General features: G+C 71.6%; 16 protein-coding genes. 7 read left to right on the top strand and 9 right to left on the bottom strand.

The features are described 5' to 3' along the window. The first annotated feature begins 68 nt into the window (after positions 1–68). The 3 genes from ACFWCH_RS08860 to ACFWCH_RS08850 are packed head-to-tail and all read left to right on the top strand — an operon-like array spanning position 69 to position 2,051. The gene (locus ACFWCH_RS08860) at positions 69–404 is read left to right on the top strand and encodes a helix-turn-helix transcriptional regulator (RefSeq protein WP_136031719.1); all 336 of its coding nucleotides are present in this window, start codon (positions 69–71) and stop codon (positions 402–404) included. Next, on the top strand, positions 404–1,087 hold the full coding sequence (locus ACFWCH_RS08855; RefSeq protein ID WP_378803378.1) for a cation diffusion facilitator family transporter: 684 nt from the start codon (positions 404–406) through the stop codon (positions 1,085–1,087). The genes ACFWCH_RS08860 and ACFWCH_RS08855 overlap by 1 nt, the downstream gene beginning before the upstream one ends. Before the next feature lie 58 nt (positions 1,088–1,145). Beyond that, complete coding sequence (locus ACFWCH_RS08850; protein WP_378803377.1) at positions 1,146–2,051, top strand: arginase family protein; 906 nt, start codon at positions 1,146–1,148, stop codon at positions 2,049–2,051. 25 nt (positions 2,052–2,076) lie between these two features. On the opposite strand, the gene ACFWCH_RS08845 is transcribed toward ACFWCH_RS08850, so the two are convergent. Together ACFWCH_RS08845 and ACFWCH_RS08840 are read right to left on the bottom strand one after the other, a co-directional pair. After that, the gene (locus ACFWCH_RS08845; RefSeq protein WP_136031713.1) at positions 2,077–3,363 is read right to left on the bottom strand and encodes a hemolysin family protein; all 1,287 of its coding nucleotides are present in this window, start codon (positions 3,361–3,363) and stop codon (positions 2,077–2,079) included. 94 nt (positions 3,364–3,457) lie between these two features. Further along, complete coding sequence (locus ACFWCH_RS08840; RefSeq protein ID WP_378803376.1) at positions 3,458–4,471, bottom strand: TerC family protein; 1,014 nt, start codon at positions 4,469–4,471, stop codon at positions 3,458–3,460. A 357-nt stretch (positions 4,472–4,828) separates the two neighbouring features. On the opposite strand from ACFWCH_RS08840, the gene aspS reads away from it, so the two are divergent. After that, positions 4,829–6,130, top strand: coding sequence for an aspartate--tRNA(Asn) ligase (gene aspS, locus ACFWCH_RS08835; RefSeq protein WP_247638356.1), 1,302 nt, complete (start codon positions 4,829–4,831; stop codon positions 6,128–6,130). A gap of 66 nt (positions 6,131–6,196) precedes the next feature. On the opposite strand, the gene ACFWCH_RS08830 is transcribed toward aspS, so the two are convergent. Continuing rightward, on the bottom strand, positions 6,197–6,847 hold the full coding sequence (locus tag ACFWCH_RS08830; RefSeq protein WP_136031707.1) for a GntR family transcriptional regulator: 651 nt from the start codon (positions 6,845–6,847) through the stop codon (positions 6,197–6,199). A gap of 154 nt (positions 6,848–7,001) precedes the next feature. Further along, entirely contained in the window at positions 7,002–7,403 is a 402-nt protein-coding gene (locus ACFWCH_RS08825; RefSeq protein ID WP_206251770.1) for an arsenate reductase ArsC, read from the bottom strand. 325 nt (positions 7,404–7,728) lie between these two features. Here ACFWCH_RS08825 and ACFWCH_RS08820 point away from each other — a divergent pair, with 325 nt between their 5' ends. The 3 genes from ACFWCH_RS08820 (at position 7,729) to hrpB (ending at position 12,696) form a co-directional block, all read left to right on the top strand. Beyond that, positions 7,729–8,157: a MarR family winged helix-turn-helix transcriptional regulator gene (locus tag ACFWCH_RS08820; protein ID WP_136031703.1), complete on the top strand. Its 429-nt coding sequence runs from the start codon at positions 7,729–7,731 to the stop codon at positions 8,155–8,157. 190 nt (positions 8,158–8,347) lie between these two features. Further along, positions 8,348–9,958: an SPFH domain-containing protein gene (locus ACFWCH_RS08815; protein WP_378803375.1), complete on the top strand. Its 1,611-nt coding sequence runs from the start codon at positions 8,348–8,350 to the stop codon at positions 9,956–9,958. Between the two features lie 188 nt (positions 9,959–10,146). After that, the gene (gene hrpB, locus ACFWCH_RS08810; protein ID WP_378803374.1) at positions 10,147–12,696 is read left to right on the top strand and encodes an ATP-dependent helicase HrpB; all 2,550 of its coding nucleotides are present in this window, start codon (positions 10,147–10,149) and stop codon (positions 12,694–12,696) included. 15 nt (positions 12,697–12,711) lie between these two features. Here the strand turns inward: hrpB and ACFWCH_RS08805 are convergent, their stop codons facing one another. From ACFWCH_RS08805 to ACFWCH_RS08785, 5 genes are all read right to left on the bottom strand, one after another. Then, positions 12,712–13,446, bottom strand: a complete 735-nt coding sequence (locus ACFWCH_RS08805) for an ABC transporter permease (RefSeq protein ID WP_378803373.1) — start codon at positions 13,444–13,446, stop codon at positions 12,712–12,714. After that, positions 13,443–14,225, bottom strand: coding sequence for an ABC transporter ATP-binding protein (locus tag ACFWCH_RS08800; protein ID WP_378803372.1), 783 nt, complete (start codon positions 14,223–14,225; stop codon positions 13,443–13,445). Before ACFWCH_RS08800 ends, ACFWCH_RS08805 begins: the two co-directional genes overlap by 4 nt. 55 nt (positions 14,226–14,280) lie before the next feature. Then, positions 14,281–14,877 carry a TetR family transcriptional regulator gene (locus ACFWCH_RS08795; protein WP_378803371.1) on the bottom strand — a complete coding sequence of 199 codons (597 nt, stop codon included), beginning with the start codon at positions 14,875–14,877 and terminating at the stop codon, positions 14,281–14,283. Positions 14,878–14,926: 49 nt separating this feature from the next. Beyond that, positions 14,927–15,682 (bottom strand): AAA family ATPase, encoded by a 756-nt coding sequence (locus tag ACFWCH_RS08790; protein ID WP_378803370.1) that lies wholly within the window; start codon positions 15,680–15,682, stop codon positions 14,927–14,929. A 108-nt stretch (positions 15,683–15,790) separates the two neighbouring features. Further along, positions 15,791–17,287: an L-serine ammonia-lyase, iron-sulfur-dependent, subunit alpha gene (locus ACFWCH_RS08785; RefSeq protein ID WP_247638352.1), complete on the bottom strand. Its 1,497-nt coding sequence runs from the start codon at positions 17,285–17,287 to the stop codon at positions 15,791–15,793. Positions 17,288–17,309: the final 22 nt, after the last annotated feature.

Here is a 17,309-nt window from a genome sequence, read left to right as displayed (position 1 = left end):
GCGGTCGCATCCGTTGCCCCTCCCGCTTCACTCTTTTCTGAATTCACTTCTTTCTGTACTGTTCAGGGGTGACCACTGCGCTCGCCTCGACTCCGCACACCGCCGCCGTCGCCCGCCTCGGGCACGCGCTGTCCGACACGACGCGCGCCGGGATCCTGCTCGCCCTCCGGTCGTCGCCGCGGTACCCGGCCGAGCTCGCGGAGGCCCTCGGCGTCTCGCGGCAGGCGATGTCGAACCATCTCGCGTGCCTGCGCGGCTGCGGACTCGTCGAGAGCACGGCCGACGGGCGACGCAGCCTCTACCGCCTGTCGGACCGCCACCTCGCTCCCGCGCTCGACATGCTGATGCGGGTCACCCTGATCGTCGACCCGGACTGCTGCGACGGCGAGGGGTGCACCTGCTGATGGCGGCCGTGGTCGCCGAGCCCCGCCGGCAGACGCTGCACCGCCGCATCCGCCTGATCGTGGGCGTCACGATCGGCTACAACGTGATCGAGGCCATCATCGCCGTCGCCGCAGGCTCCGTGGCCTCCTCCGCCGCACTGATCGGGTTCGGGCTCGACTCCACGATCGAGGTGCTCTCGGCGGCGGCGGTCGCCTGGCAGTTCACGCGGCCCGATCCCGAGCGCTGGGAGAAGCCGACGCTGCGGGTGATCGGGGTCGCGTTCTTCGCGCTCGCGCTGTACGTGACGGCGAGTTCCGTCCTGGCCCTGATCGCGCCGGAGCGGCCGGAGCACAGCACGGTCGGGATCGTGCTGACCGCGGTGAGCGTGGTCGTGATGCCGTTCCTCTCCCTCGCCGAGCGCCGGGCGGGGCGCGAGCTGGGGTCGGCCACCGCGGTCGCGGACTCGATGCAGACGCTGATCTGCACGTATCTGTCCGCCGCCGTGCTCGTCGGACTCGTGGCGAACTCGCTGCTGGGGTGGTGGTGGGCCGACGCGGTCGCGGGGCTCGTCATCGCGGGCTTCGCCGTCCGCGAGGGGATCGAGGCCTGGCGCGGTGACGCGTGCGCGACCTCGGTCGGCATGCTCCTCGAGGAGCACGACCACGAGCACGACCACGACCACGAGCACGACCACGAGCGCTGAATCCACTCCCCTCGCGCGGGCGGAGCGAATGTCGGTCGCCCCCGCCAGAGTGGACCGCATGATCACTCTTCTGTCCGCTCCCAGCAACCTCGGCCTCCGTCCGCCCGAGCCCGGGAGCGTGCCCGGCTCGGCGAAAGCGCCGGAGGCGTTGCGCGAGGCGGGCCTCCACGAGCGGTTCGCCGCCCGGGGCGCGACCGACTCCGGCGTCGTCCTCCCCGGCCGGTACGTGGCCGACGACGACGTGCGTCCGGCCGGTCGGGTGCGCAACGAGGCCGCGTTCGTCGACCACTCGCTGCGCCTGGCCGCGCGCATCGGCGACGCGATCGACGCGGGGCAGGCACCCCTGGTGATCGGCGGCGACTGCGGCATCCTCGTCGGCGCCGGGATCGCTCTGAAGAGACGCGGCGGAGCGGGACTCGTGCACATCGACGGCCACACCGATTTCCGCCACCCCGGCAACAGCGAGGAGTGCGCGGCCGTCGCCGGCGAGGCCCTGGCGGCGGCGATCGGCCTGCACTGGCCGGCCATCGCCGACATCGACGGCCTTTCCCCCTACTTCCCGGCGGGGCGCACCGCCCACGTCGGACACCGCGACGACGACGAGGAGCAGGAGGAGGTTCGCGGCCTCCTGGCACGCGTGACCCCCGCGGCCGAGGTCTCCGCACGCGGAGCCCAGGCCGTCGCGTCCGAGTCCGCCGCAGCGGCGGGCGAGGCGTACTGGCTCCAGCTCGACGTCGACGTGCTCGACCCCACGGTGATGCCGGCGGTCGACAGCCCCGATCCCGGAGGGCTCACCGCCGACGAGCTGACGGCGCTGCTGCGGGGCCTCGCTCCGCGGGCGATCGGTGCGAGCATCACCGTGTTCGATCCCGACCTCGACCCCGACGGCCGCTATGCGCGGCTGCTGGTCGAGGTTCTGAGCGAGGGCCTGAGCGAGCTCGGCAGCGCGGTGCGTCCGGCCTGACCATGCCGGCCGGACGCCCCCGCGCTCAGTGCTCCGCGGCGGGCTCCGGCTCGGCGTGCAGCGTCACCCGCACCCGGGCGATCCGGCGCCGATCCACCTCTGCCACCTGGATGGTCGCGCCGGGCACCTCGACCGTGTCGCCGACCACCGCGAGGCGTCCGAGCTGTTCCGTGACGAATCCGGCGATGGTGTCCGACGATCCGCGCGGCATGGCCAGCCCGGTGGCCTCCTCGAAGTCCTGCAGGTTGAGGCGTCCGTCGAGCCCGTCGTCGGCCGAGATGAACACCTCGGCGTCGTACTCGTCGAAGATCTCGCCGACGACCTCCTCCACCAGGTCCTCGAGCGTCACGAGCCCGTCCGTGCCGCCGTACTCGTCGACGACGACCGCGATGTGGTGGCCCTCCGCGCGCATGCGGGTCAGCGTCGGCAGCACCCGGGCGGTCGAGGGGATGTAGGGGATCTGGCGCACGAGGGCCGCCAGCGGTCGCTCCGGGTCGTCGGCCGCGGCCTCGAACAGGTCGCGCACGTGCACGAACCCGGTGATGTCGTCGATCGAGGTGTCCGACACCGGGTAGCGCGAGAACGGCAGCTCCCGCACCTGCTGCATGGCAGCGCCCACGGTCGCGGCCTGGTCGAGCGCCACCACCTCGGGTCGCGGTCGCATGACCTCGCTCACCTGGCGGCCGCGCAGCGACAGCACGTCGTCGAGGATGCGGCGCTCGTCGTCGGGCAGCCCCTGGTGCGTCGCGACGATGTCGCGCACCTCCTCGTCGGTGAGCTCATCGCTGGTCTTGTGCGGGTCGCCGCCGAGCAGCCGCACGAGGGCGTTCGTCGACACGGACAGCAGCCAGATCACCGGTCGCATGACGGTCGCGAAGCCGTTCAGGGCCGGGGCGACGGCATACGCGAACTGGGCGTTGCGCTGGATCGCGAGACGCTTCGGCACGAGCTCGCCGAGCACGAGCGACAGGTACGCGATCACGAGGGTGAGCACGAGGGTGGCGACCGTGAGCGCCACGGCGGGGGCGAGTCCCCAGCTCTCGAACAGGGGCGCGAGCGACGGAGCGATCGAGGTGGCGCCGTAGGCGGCAGACGCGAAGCCCGCCACGGTCACGCCGATCTGCACCGCCGAGAGGAAGGTGTTGGGGTTGCGGGCCAGCCCGGCGACCTTGGCGCCGCGCTTCCCGCGCTGGCCGATCGCGTTGATCTGGCTCTCGCGCAGCGTGACCAGCGCCATCTCGGTCGCCGCGAAGACGCCGCCGATCAGCACGAACACGAGGACGAGGGCGATGTTCAGGAGCAGGTCGCCCATCAGCGGGCTTCCTCTCCGGGTGCGGGGTGAGCGCCCGGGATGAACCGGGCGCCCGTACTGTCAGAGTCCGAAGAGTCAGAACAGCGCTGCGCGCTCAAGAGTGCTCCTTGTCGATGGGGGTGGTGCTGGTCGTGGGGGGAAGGGACGAGGTCTTGCGGGTCTTGAGGAGACTCGCGACGGTGGCGACGGCGATGGTCGCGGCGATGAAGAGCAGCGAGAACCAGATCGGGATCTCGGGCGCCCACAGCATCGGCTCGCCGTTGTTGATGAACGGGACCTCGTTGACGTGCAGCGCGTGCAGCACCAGCTTCACGCCGATGAACGCGAGGATCACGGCGAGGCCCTGGGCCAGGTAGACCAGGCGCTCCAGCAGTCCGCCGATGAGGAAGTACAGCTGGCGCAGCCCCATGAGGGCGAACGCGTTGGCGGTGAACACGATGTACGCCTGATCGGTGAGACCGTAGATCGCGGGGATCGAGTCGACGGCGAACACGAGGTCGATGAACCCGATCGCGATGATGGTCAGCAGCATCGGGGTGACGAAGCGCTTCCCGTTCTTGACGACGGTCAGCCGGTCGTTGTTGTACTCCTCGCTGACGGGGAGGTGACGGCGCACGAAGGTCATGAAGCGGCCGTTCGCGGGGTTGCTCTCGTGGTTGCTGAACGCCTGCCGGTAGGCGAGGAAGAGCAGGAGCGCGCCGAAAACGTAGAAGATCCAGGAGAAGTTCTCGATCAGCGTCGCGCCGACCGCGATGAAGATGCCGCGCAGGATCAGGGCGATCACGATGCCGATCATCAGCACCTTCTGCTGGTAGATCTTCGGCACGGCGAACCCGGTCATGACGATCAGGAACACGAAGAGGTTGTCGATCGACAGGGCCTTCTCGGTGAGGTACCCGGCGAAGTACTCGCCGCCGTACGTCCACCCGGAGACCATGCCGATGCCCACGCCGAAGAGCAGCGCCAGGCTGATGTAGAAGATGGACCAGCGGGCGGATTCACCGATGGTCGGCTCGTGCGGCGTGCGCACGTGGGCGAAGAACTCGTACACGAAGAACGCGATCGTGACCGCGATCGTGATGACCCAGATGAGAGGGGTGACGTCCAAGGGATACTCCAGATTCGGCGTGACAGAACAGCGCCAAAGTCTTCTCCATCCCGAATCGGGACCGGTGGGCCGGGATGCGATGCATCCGTAATGACGACCAGACCGTGTCGGAGTACTCCCCTTGGAGGTCCCAGAGTACGAGACGCCCATATCGGAATGCTGTGGATCTGCCGAGAACCCGGTCCCCTAGACTGGCGGTGGCGACTGCGGGGCGTGACGACCCCCGGCCTCGACGGCAAGCGGTCCCCGCGCGTCCGGCGTACCGACGAGAGGCCGGTGTCTCACCGGCGAAGGTGTGGTGGCACCGCGATCTAGCCCCCGCCCGCACCTCCAGGGCTTCCACAACCTGGAGGAAGAATGAGATCACCCGACCCCGGTCGCACGCTCGCGACCGAACTGTCCCGCACCGCGCCGGGCCGGAGCGTCACGCTCCTCGGCCACGTGCACCGCCGCCGCCAGCTCGCCTCCGTCGCCTTCCTGATCCTGCGCGACCGCTCCGGGCTGGCGCAGGTCGTGCTGCGGCCGAGCGAGCTGCCCGACGGCGGCCTGCCGCCCGAGGAGACCGTCGTCCGCGTCACCGGCACCGTATCCGCGAACCCGCAGGCGCCCGGTGGCGTCGAGGTCGCCTCGCCTCGGATCGAGCTGCTGTCCGAGCCCGCAGCGACCCCCGTGGTGGACCTGTGGCGGCCGACCCTCGACGCGACGCTGCACACGCTGCTCGACCACGCGCCGGTGCTGTGGCGCCACCCCGCCCGCCGGGCGACCTGGGAACTGGCGGCCGCGAGCCTGCGGGCCTTTCGCCGCACGCTCGACGCCGCCGGCTTCACCGAGGTCCACACGCCGAAGATCGTAGCGACCGCGACGGAGTCGGGCGCGAACGTGTTCCCCGTGGACTACTTCGGCCGTCCGGCGTATCTGGCGCAGAGCCCGCAGTTCTACAAGCAGCAGCTCGTCGGGGTGTTCGAGCGCGTGTACGAGGTGGGGCCGGTGTTCCGCGCAGAGCCCCATGACACCGTGCGGCACCTGGCCGAGTACGTGTCGCTCGATGTGGAGTTCGGCTTCGTCCGCGACCACCGCGACGTGCTGTCGCTCCTGGGGGAGGTGCTGCGAGGAATGCTCGACGGGATCCGCACGGAGGCGGCCGCGGCCGTGGCGCAGCTCCGGGTGCCGCTGCCGACGATCCCCGAGGAGATCCCGGTCATCCACTTCCGCGACGCGCTGCGCCTGGTGGGGGCGCCCGACGACGAGCCCGACCTGGCACCGGCGCACGAGCGAGCGCTCGGCGAGTGGGCCATGGCCGAGTTCGGCAGCGACGTGCTCGCGGTCGAGGGGTACCCGATGGCCAAGCGTCCGTTCTACACGCACCCGCAACCCGACGACGAGCGCTGGAGCAACAGCTTCGACCTGCTCTTCCGGGGGCTGGAGCTGGTGACGGGCGGGCAGCGGCGGCACCGTCACTCCGAACTGGTCGCCGCGATCGAGGCCGGGGGCGAATCGCCCGACGCTTACCGCGGCTACCTCGAGGCGTTCGCGCACGGGATGCCGCCGCACGGCGGGTTCGCGATCGGCCTGGAGCGCTGGATCGCGCGACTCGTCGACGCGCCCAACGTCCGCGAGGTCACGCTGTTCCCGCGCGACCTGCACCGCCTGACGCCGTAGCGCGAGAGCGCCGGACACGACGAGGGCGGCCGCACCGCGCGGCCGCCCTCGTTCGGTGTCCTCGTCCTACTCGGCCGTCGTGCCGGCGAGGCCCTCGGCCTCCGCGCGGTCGATGATGGAGGGCAGCACCTCGTCGAACAGCGTGACGAGCACGGCACGGATCTTGACGGCGTCGCGCTCCTCGAGGGCGTCACGGATCGAGGCGACCACGTCGCCCACCGCCGCCCAGTCGAACACGTCTTTGGAGTGCTGGCTGAAGCGGCGGATCTGAGGACCGAGCCGCTCGATCACCGTCGCCCGCGCCGCGTTGCCCTCGATGCGAGCGAACCCGGTCGCGGCACCGCGCAGTGCGGCGCCGAACCCGATGACGTCTCGGGAATTGACCGCCGTCGCCATGTCGTCCGCGAGCTCGACCAGATACGACACGTCGTCGTCTTGGATCACCGGCAGCACGTGACGCACCGAGCCGATCCAGATGTCGCCGAACAGGTCGACCGCATTGCGGACCCGGTTGAGATCGATGGGGGCGACCCGCGTGTAGCGGTTGCGCTGCATCTCGACGAGCCCGTTGTCGGCCAGGCGGTCGAGCGCATGACGGATCGGTGTCTTGGAGGTGCCGAGGCGTTCCGCGAGTTCGTAGTCGCGCAGTCGCTCCCCCGGGGGCAGCTCTCCGCTGATGATGGCGTCCTGCAGCCGCACGAACGCCTCGTCGCTCATCGACCGACGCTCGAGCGGACCACCTGAGAGTGTCACGCGTTCCTCCAGTTGGGGAGTATTGGAGAGTGAAGTTCTACGTTTCAGCAATATATCCCACTTCGGGGGAAAGGGCGAGGAACGCCCGCGTCCACGGACGGTGAGCCCGGAGCTCGGCTCAGATCAGCTCTCCCACGAGCGTCTCGATCCGCGTGCGGATATCATCGCGGATCGGCCGCACCGCCTCGATCCCCTGCCCTGCCGGATCCTCGAGCGTCCAGTCCTCGTAGCGCTTTCCGGGGAAGATGGGGCACGCGTCGCCGCATCCCATCGTGATCACGACGTCCGACGCCTTGACGGCGTCCACGGTGAGCACCTTCGGCTGCTCGGCGGTGATGTCGATCCCGACCTCGGCCATGGCCTCCACCGCGACGGGATTGATGCGGTCCGCGGGCAGCGACCCCGCGGACCTCACCTCGATGCGGTCACCGGCGAGCTCGCGGAGGAACCCCGCGGCCATCTGCGAGCGCCCGGCGTTGTGCACGCAGACGAAGAGGACGGAGGGGGTGGTGGCGGTCATGGCGCTCCTGGGTGGATGGGTCAACGGGTGGTTGAGACCGCGAGATGGGCGTGACTCCATATTGATGACTATCGATATAAAGGGCAAGCCGCGAGCGCCCCGCGGCGGCTTCAGGCCGACTCGGTCGGATCGACCTCACGCGTCGCGCGAAGATTCCGTGATCAAACCGTTGCATTCGTTACCTCGTCGTTATACAGTGATCGCACGGTGAATGTTTGCTGTGGCATCCACCGCATGTGATTGCAGGACACTCTTGGTGCAAGGGACAAGGGCCGGTCGGGAGCCTCTCCGACCGGCCCTTTACTGTGGCCGCTACGCTGTGAGGATGACCGATCGCAAGCTCGCCCTGGAGGCCTGGGAGAGCCTGTTCCGCGCGCAGCACGAGCTGTTCACGGACATGATGGCCGACTTCGATCACAACGAGCTCGCGCAGGCCGAATACGACGTGCTCCTCACCGTCACCCGCTCCCCCGACATGACGGCGCGACTGCGCGACATCACCGCGAACATGCTGATCAGCCAGCCCAGCGTCTCCCGCCTCGTCGATCGCATGGTCGCCCGCGGGCTCGTCGCCAAGTGCCCCGACCCGGATGACGGCCGCGGCGCACTGATCCGCGCGACCGACGCCGGCGCCCGGGCCTTCCGTTCCCTCGCCACGGTGCACGGCCGCTCCATCGCGTCACGCATGTCTCGGCTCGACGACGACGAGCTGCGCCAGCTGCGCGACCTCGCGGAGAAGCTCCGCAACCGCTGACCGCGACCGCGTGAACGGGGCACGAGCCCTTCTCCCCACCCCGCCTCTGCCGCATCTTCTCCCCGATGTGTCGGCGATCACCCCCGCGCAGAGCGGGCCCTCCGGGGTTTCTGGCAGGGTGGAACCGAGTCCCGGCACACCGCGCGGGCCCGTCAGACCGCCCCCTCGGGGGGACCAAGGGAGGTCATCCATGGAGATCGCCGGAATCGTCGGCATCCTCATCATCATCGGTATCGCCGTCGTCGCAGCGGTCATCCTGCTGCTGATCCTGCTGCTGTTCGCCCGCAGCTGGATCAAGGTGGCCAGGGCCGATGAGGCGCTCGTCATCTCGGGCCGCAAGCAGAAGGTGCAGCGCGCGGTGATCGCCGCCGACGGCACGAGCCGCTCGGAGCTGTCGGAGTCGCCGGTCACGGTGATCGTCAACGGCAAGTCCCTCGTCAACCCGATCACGCAGCGCCACGAGATCATCTCCCTGCGCTCCCGTCAGGTCTCGCTCAACGCGGAGGCGCAGTCGCTCGACAACGTCACCCTCAACGTCGACGGCGTCGCGATCGTGAAGATCGGCTCCGACCCGCTGCTCGTGCGGCGTGCCGCGGAGCGCTTCGCGTCGCAGGACAAGGCGATCGAGCAGTTCACCACCGAGCAGCTCGAGGGTGCGCTGCGCGGCATCGTCGCGACACTCTCGGTCGTCGAGCTCATGCGGGAACGGAAGAAGTTCTCCGACCAGATCGCGGCCGACGTCTCGCAGGAGCTCGCGGAGCAGGGCCTCATCCTCGACTCCTTCCAGATCAAGGGCATCACCGACAAGGTCGGCTACATCCAGTCGCTCGGGGCGCCGGAGATCCAGGCGAAGCGACAGGCCGCCGAGATCTCGCAGACCAACGCCGACCGCGCGATCAACCAGAAGAACATCGCCAACCAGGAGGCGAACCTCGTCGAGCAGACGGCGCTCGACACCAACACCGCCAACGCGAACGCCGGCATCGGACGAGCGCGTGCCGAGGCGGAGCAGGCCGAACAGCTCGCCCGCGCGCAGGCCGAGCAGGCCGTGCTGCAGCAGCAGGCGGAGAACAAGCAGGCTCAGCTCGACGCCGACGTGAAGCGCGTGGCCGACGCCCAGCGCTACGAGGCCGAGACGCGCGCGCAGGCCGAGCTCTACACGCGTGAGCGCGCCGCCGAGGCCGCCGCGATCGAGCAGGTCAAGCAGGCCGAGGCCCGCACGCGCATCGCCGAGCAGCAGGCGCAGGCCGACAAGGCCAGGGCCGACGGTGAGGCCGCGGCCGCCATCGCGAAGGCCACGGGTGACGCCGATGCGCTGCGGGCACAGGCCGAAGCCGAGGCCGAGGCCCGCCGCCTGCGCGCGAACGCCGAGGCCGAGGCCATCCGTGCCGAGGGTGAGGCGCGCGCGGCCGCCGTCGAGGCCGAGGCCAATGCCATCGCCTCCAACCAGGACGCCTTCCTCTCGCAGCGGGTGCTGGAGGTGCTGCCGTCGATCATGGCCGAGTTCGCCAAGGGCTACGCCGCGATCGGCAACGTCTCGATCGTGGGCGGCTCCGGCGACGACGGAGCCTCCCAGGTCGTCGGCGCCGACAGCGCGAAGGCTCTGCGCTCGGTGTTCGACAGCGTGCACTCCGCGACCGGGCTCGACCTCGCCGGGATCATCCAGGGCCAGGCCGTCGGTCGCGGCATCGGTGCCGGCGTCGCGGAGGCGGGTGCCCCCGCCGCGCCCGCGTCGGCGCCGCGTACGCCCGCCCCGACCACGCCGCCGCCCCCCGCGCCCCCGGCAGCCGCCGCGGAGTAAGCGCGATCGCCACCGCGGAGTAAGCGCGACAGGACAGCGGATGCCGCGGCCCACCGGGTCGCGGCATCCGCTTTCTGCGCCCGGCGACGTACACGACTCCTCGATTCCCGAGCCTCGGGTGGGCTGAGGGCCCGATCGGAGGCAGGCGGCGCAGGAGGGGACACGTCGTGAACCGGCAGACTGGGGCGATGACGTCCGCCGCCTTCGACCTCGCCGCGATCGGCGCTGGGCTCTCGTTCGCGGCCGCCCTCCCCGACGTCGCTGCGGCTCTCGACGTCGACAGGGCGGTCGTGGTGAGCGCTCCTCCCGGCACCGGCAAGACCACACTCGTCCCGCCCCTGCTCGCCTCTCGCGTTCCCGGCCGCGTGATCGTGACACAACCCCGCCGCGTGGCGGCACGCGCAGCGGCCCGACGACTGGCGCAGCTCGACGGCTCCACCCTGGGCGAGCGCGTGGGATTCACCGTGCGCGGCGAGCGCTCCGTCGGACCGTCGACCCGGGTCGAGTTCGTCACGGCCGGGGTGCTGCTGCGGCGGCTGCTCGACGACCCGGGCCTGGACGGCGTTGACGCCGTGATCGTCGACGAGGTGCACGAGCGAGCTCTCGAGACCGGCCTGCTGATCGGGCTGCTGTCGGAGGTGCGGCAGCTGCGCGACGACCTGACGCTCGTCGCGATGTCCGCGACCCTCGACGCCGCCCGCATCGCCGGCGTCATCGGCACAGACGAGCGTCCGGCTGCCGTCGTCGAGCACGCGGTGCCCGCCTTTCCGCTCACCGAGCGGTGGGCGCCGAGCCCCGGCCCGCGGCTCGACGAGCGCGGGGTGACGTGGGGGTTCCTGGATCACGTCGCCCGCACCACCGTCTCCGCCGCGCGCGACCTGACCCGCGACGATCCGACGGCCGACGTGCTGGTCTTCGCACCGGGAGCTCGCGAGGTGGCGGAGATCGCCCGCCGCGTCCGGGACGCCGACGGGTCGTACGACGTGCGCGAGCTGCACGGTCAGCTCCCCGCCGCCGCGCAGGACGCCGTGATCCGCGGGAGGCGCGCCTCCGACCCGCCGCGCATCATCGTCACGACGTCGCTCGCCGAATCGTCGCTCACCGTGCCGGGGGTGCGCCTGGTGGTGGACAGCTGCCTGGCGCGGCAGCCGCAGCGCGACGCCGCCCGCGGGATGACGGGACTCGTCACGACCGCCGCACCCCGCTCCTCGTGCGTGCAGCGCGCCGGCCGCGCCACGCGTCAGGGACCGGGCATCGTGGTGCGCTGCGTCCACGAACGCACCTACGCCGCGGCACCCGCCCGCCCCGCCCCCGAGATCGCGGTGGCCGATCTGACGGATGCCGCACTGCTGCTCGCGTGCTGGGGTGCGCCCGGCGGCGCGGGACTGCGCCTGATCGACCCACCGCCGGCCGACAGCCTGGCGGACGCCCTGACGGTGCTGGGCGCACTCGGCGCGATCGACGACGAAGGACGCGCCACCGTCGAGGGCCGTGACCTGGCGCGGATCCCGACCGACCCGCGGCTCGCCCGCGCGCTCCGCGACGGCAGTCCGCTCGTGGGTGCGGCGCTGGCGGCCGAGGTCGTCGCCCTGCTGAGCGGCGACGTGCGCATCGCCGATGCCGACGCGGCGCAGGCGCTCTTCGCTCTCCGCAGCGGACGCACTCCCGACGCCCGGTGGCGCACCGACGCGGATCGCCTCCGACGACTGGTCCCCGCGACGCCGGGAGTCCGCTCCGGTCTCGACGGCACGGGTCTCGTGATCGCCCTCGCCTTCCCCGAGCGGATCGCGCAGCGGGTCGAGCGCACGGCGGACGGGGCGACGTTCCTGCTCGCGTCCGGCACCAGGGCGGGGATGCGCGGACCGCTCGCGGCGTCGGAGTGGATCGCGGTCGCCGACGTCACGCGCGCCGCGGGGCGTGCGGCGGCAGGGTCGGGAGCGATCATCCGTGCCGCCGCGGCGCTGTCCGAGGCGCAGATGGAGCGGGCCGCACAGCACCTGATGACCGACCGGGTCGAGGCCGCGTTCACGAACGGACGCGTGCAGGCCAGGCGCGAGCGCCGCATCGGCGCGATCCTGCGAGGTTCGGTGCCGGTGCGTGCCTCCGCCGACGAGGGCAGAGATGCCGTTCGCCGGGCGCTGCAACGCGACGGGCTCGGCGTGTTCGCGTGGTCGGAGGCGGCCGACACCCTGCGTCGTCGTCTGTCGCTGGTGCGGCGCGAGCTCGGCGACCCGTGGCCCGACGTGTCGGATGCCGGCCTGCTCGCGACCCTCGACGCGTGGCTCGGGCCCGAGCTCGACGCCCTCGCCGCCGGCACACCCGCGGCACGGATCGACCTGGCCTCGCCGTTGCGCCGGCTGCTCCCCTGGCCCGAGGCGTCGCGCCTCGATGCCCTCGTCCCCGAGCGGCTCGAGGTGCCCAGCGGCTCGCGCGTGCGGATCGGCTATCCCGACGCGGACGACGCGTCCGCGCGCCCCGTCGTGGCTGTGAAGCTGCAGGAGTGCTTCGGCTGGGCCGAGACTCCCCGACTCGTCGACGACCGCGTGCCCGTGCTGTTCCACCTGCTGTCCCCCGCCGGGCGTCCGCTCGCGGTCACCGACGATCTCGCGTCGTTCTGGTCGGGGCCGTACGCGCAGGTGCGCGCCGAGATGCGCGGACGCTACCCCAAGCACCCCTGGCCGGAGGACCCATGGTCGGCCGCCCCCACCCGCCACACGAAGAACCGCACGCCGCACTGAGCGGAGGCCGCCTGGTCAGGCCGTGCGACGCCGCAGCGTGAGCGACGCGAGCACGAGCGCTCCGACGCAGAACGCGACCACCACGAGCAGCGGGCGGTACACGTCCCACCCGCCGTCGCCCGCGCCGACCGCATTGATCGTGTCGATCGCGTAGCTGAGCGGCAGCCAGTCCGAGATCGCGTGCAGAACATCGGGCATCTGGTCGCGCGGCATGAACACCCCGCCGAGGATGATCTGCGGGAACACCAGCACCGGCATGAACTGCACCGCCTGGAACTCCGTCTGCGCGAACGCACTCGCGAGCAGCCCGAGCGCGGTGCCGAGCAGGGCGTCGACCACCGCGACCAGGCCCAGCTGCCACAGCTCGCCCTCCACGTCGAGCCCGCACACCCCCACCGCGAACGACACCGTGATCACCGCCTGCAGCAGTGCCATGAGCCCGAAGGCCAGGGCATACCCGAGGATGAAGTCGGCCTTGCCGAGCGGGGTGGTCATGAGCCGTTCGAGGGTGCCGGAGCGGCGCTCACGCAGCGTGGTGATCGAGGTGATGAGGAACATCACGATGAACGGGAACAGTGCCAGGATCGCCCCGCCGAACTGGTCGAACACGCCCTCCTGCTCCGCGAACAGCCAGGCGAACAGCCCGACCAGCAGGCTGGGGGCGACGAGCATCAGCGCGATCGAGCGGGGGTCGTGCCGCAGCTGCGTCAGCACGCGGGCCGCGGTCGCGAACATGCGGCGGCCGTTCATTCCCCCTGCTCCTCTCCGTGCTCCCGGGCACCGCGTCGGGATCGGCGCGTGATGTGCTCTGCCGCACGGTCCCGTTCGATCAGCGTGAGGAAGGCCGCCTCCGGATCCGCGGCGCCCGTGTCGGCCAGCAGCGACGCGGGCGTCGTGTCGGCGATGATCCGCCCGTCGCGCATCAGCAGCAGCCGATCGCAGCGCAGCGCCTCGTCCATCACGTGGCTGGAGACGATCAGGGTCACGCCGCGGTCGGCCAGGCCGCGGAACAGGGTCCACAACTCGGCGCGCAGCACGGGGTCGAGGCCGACGGTCGGCTCGTCCAGCACGATCAGCTCCGGCGCGCCGACGAGGGCCATCGCGAGGGAGACGCGCGTGGACTGCCCGCCGCTGAGCGACTCGACCAGCTGGCCGGCCTGGCCCCGCAACCCGACCTCGTCGATCACGCGCTCCACATCGCCCCGGGGAGCCCCGAGCAGCGCGGCGACGTAGACGAGGTTCTGCCGCACCGTGAGGTCGCCGTACACCGCCGCACCCTGGGTGCCGTAGGCCACCCGGTTCCGGAGCTGTCGCGATCCGCCGGGCTCGCCCAGCACGGTCACGTCGCCCGATTCGACGCGCTGGACCCCCACGATCGAGCGCATGAGGGTGGTCTTGCCGCAGCCGGAGGGACCCAGCAGTCCGGTGACCTGTCCGCGCGGGATGGTGAGGTCGACGCCGTCGAACACCCGCACCTTTCCCCGTCGCACCCGGAGCTGCGCGATCGCGACCGCCACGTTATTCATCATGCGATGAATTATGCGCCCGCCGTGCCCCCACGGTCAACGGCGAGGAGCCGCGGTCTCAGTCGAACAGGTACCGCTGCACCGTGGGACCGACGCGGTGCACGAGGTCGCCGATGTCCGCCGCCGCGAGGGGCCCGAGCGCCAGGACGTAGCGCGTCACGATCAGTCCCGCGATCTGCGAGGCCACCAGCGTCGCGCGCAGCTCCGCATCGGGAACGGCCAGCAGCTTCGCGATGCGCCCGATCAGCTCGCGCGCCAGGAAGCCCGCGAGCAGCGGCGAGGTGACGCGGCTGCCGAGCGCCGTGCGGATCAGCATGACACCGCGGCGCCGCACCTCGGGGCGCTCGAACGCCTCCAGCACGTAGCGCACCAGCCGATCGCCCACCTCGTCGCGCGGCCCCGCGACGATGCCGGGCACGTCGATGTCGGGTCGCAGCGGTATCCCGACCGCCTCCGCGAAGAGGTCGGCCTTGGTGCCGAAGTAGTGGTGCACGAGTGCCGAGTCCACCCCGGCGCGCCCCGCGATCGAGCGGACCGTCGAGCCGTCGTACCCCTGCTCGCCGAACTCGTCGACCGCGGCCGCCAGGATGCGCTCGCGCGAGTCCGTCCCCCCGCGCGGGCGACCGCGTCGGCGGGGTGCGGTGTGCTCGGTCATGCCCGCCAGCCTACGACCCGCACGACGGCGGCCTCCCGCCGGACGCGGCTCAGTCCAGCAGGTGTCGCAGGTACCGGCCGGGCTCGCCGAGGAACGAGCGCCAGTGCCGCACGAGCTCCAGGTCTTCCCAGGCCGCCGGGCGCAGACCCCACTCCCCCACCTCCAGGATCGTCGCTCCCGGAAGAGCGGCGAGGACCGGGGAGTGCGTCGCGCACAGCACCTGGCCTCCCTCGTCGGCGATGCGCCGCAGCACGGCCATCAGCGACAGCGTCGACGTGAACGACAGCGCGGCCTCCGGCTCGTCCAGGCAGTAGAACCCGGGATCGTCGAACCGGCTCTCGAGCACGGCCAGGAACGACTCGCCGTGACTCATCTCGTGGAACGACACCTCGGCGCCGCTCGTCGACGGGTTCTCCTCCAGGTAGGTGTAGAAGGAGTGCATCGTCTCGGCGCGGAGGAAGAAGCCCCAGCGATCGGCGCCGATACCGCGCTGCAGCCGCAACCAGCTCGACAGCTCGGACTCGGTCGCCCTGGTGCGGTGTCGCGCCTGCCGCGAGCCGCCCTCGGGCGACAGGCCGTACGCGATCGCGATGCCCTCCACCAGGGTGGACTTGCCGCTGCCGTTCTCACCGACGAGGAAGGTCACACCGGGGTCGAGGTCGATGCCCTCCAGCAGCACTTGCGCCACCGCGGGAATGCTCGTGGGCCAGCGGCCATCGATGGGCGGGGCATCCGAGGACGCCCGGACCGAGACGACCGGCTGCTGCCTTCGCCGTGTGGACGTCGGCTCCCAGAACGAGTCCATCCGCACCCTCCCGCTCTCCGGCCCCGCCACGAGGGTATCCGCCGGGTCCGACAGGCCGCGCGTCGACGTCCGCTCCGAGGCTATCGACCGGCTCCGACACCCGCCCGCTCAGCACTCGATGACGTTGACCGCGAGACCGCCCTCGCTCGTCTCCTTGTACTTGGTCGACATGTCCGCCCCCGTCTGGCGCATGGTCTCGACCACGGCATCGAGCGACACGTAGTGGCTGCCGTCACCGCGCAGGGCGAGACGGGCCGCGGTCACCGCGGTCGAGGCGGCGATCGCGTTCCGTTCGATGCACGGGATCTGCACCAGCCCGCCGATCGGGTCGCACGTGAGGCCGAGGTGGTGCTCCATGGCGATCTCGGCCGCGTTCTCGATCTGCCGGTTCGTGCCGCCCATCACAGCCGTGAGCCCGCCGGCGGCCATCGCGCACGCGGAGCCGACCTCGGCCTGGCACCCGCCCTCCGCGCCGGAGATGGAGGCATTGGCCTTGAACAGCGAGCCGAGCGCGGTCGCGGTGAGCAGGAAGCGACGGATGCCGCGGCGGCGGTTGGCCTCGGCGACCGCCGGGTCTTCGCGTTCCTCGGCCGCGGTGACCGGCGGCGGCGTGCCCTCGAAGCCCAGCAGTGCGCTGCCGACGAGCTCGCCGTACGGGGTGACGGCGTTGCCGGCGCCGAGGCCGGAGTCCGCCAGGAACCGCCACCAGTACATCGCCACGGCCGGAAGGATCCCCGCGGCGCCGTTCGTCGGTGCCGTCACGACGCGGCCGCCCGCCGCGTTCTCCTCGTTCACCGCGAGCGCGAACGCCCCGAGCCACTCGCCCGGGAGCTCGCGGTGCCCCTCGGCCTCGACCGCCTCGAGCTGGCCGCGGATCGTGCCCGCCCGTCGCTTGACCTTGAGGATCCCCGGCAGCACACCGTCGGCGTGCAGCCCCGCATCGACGCACCCCGACATCGCGTCCCAGATGGCGTCGAGCCCGGCCGCCACCTCCGCTTCGCTGCGCAGCGCCATCTCGTTGCGGCGCGCGACCTCCGCGATCGACAGGCCCTCCTCGTCGCACAGCGCCAGGAGCGACGCGGCATCGGCGTACGGGTAGGGGAACGCGCCCGTCGAGATCTTCGCCGCTTCGCCGTCGCGCCGGATGAACCCGCCGCCGATGGAGTAGTAGGTGTCCTCGGCCACCACGGCGCCGTCCGCGGCGGTGGCGGTCAGGGTCATGGCGTTGGGGTGACCGGGCAGACGCGTGCGCGGCGCGAACACGATGTCGTCCTTCGCGAACGCCACGTCGTGGACCCTGCCGAGGCGCAGGGCGGCGCCGTCGGGGAACTCCTGCCACGCGGCCCGCACGGCGGCCGGGTCGCACGTCTCGGGGCGGAGGCCGCGGAGCCCGGCGACCACCGCGTCGGGCGTGCCGTGGCCGATGCCGGTCGCGCCCAGGGAGCCGTACAGCGTGCAGCCGACGCGGGTGACGCGGCCCAGCTCGCCCGACGCCGTGAGCCGCTGCGCGAAGTCGACGGCCGCGCGCATGGGGCCGACGGTGTGCGAGCTCGACGGCCCCACTCCGATGGAGAACAGGTCGAAGGCCGAGACGTACGCAGTCACCCCTCCAGGCTACGCCGGGTTC

Origin of the sequence: Microbacterium sp. NPDC060132 (assembly GCF_042729675.1) — a bacterium.
Lineage (GTDB): Bacteria > Actinomycetota > Actinomycetes > Actinomycetales > Microbacteriaceae > Microbacterium > Microbacterium sufflavum.
Note: the sequence above shows the minus strand (reverse complement) of the source record. Positions and strands in the feature narration are given on the sequence as shown.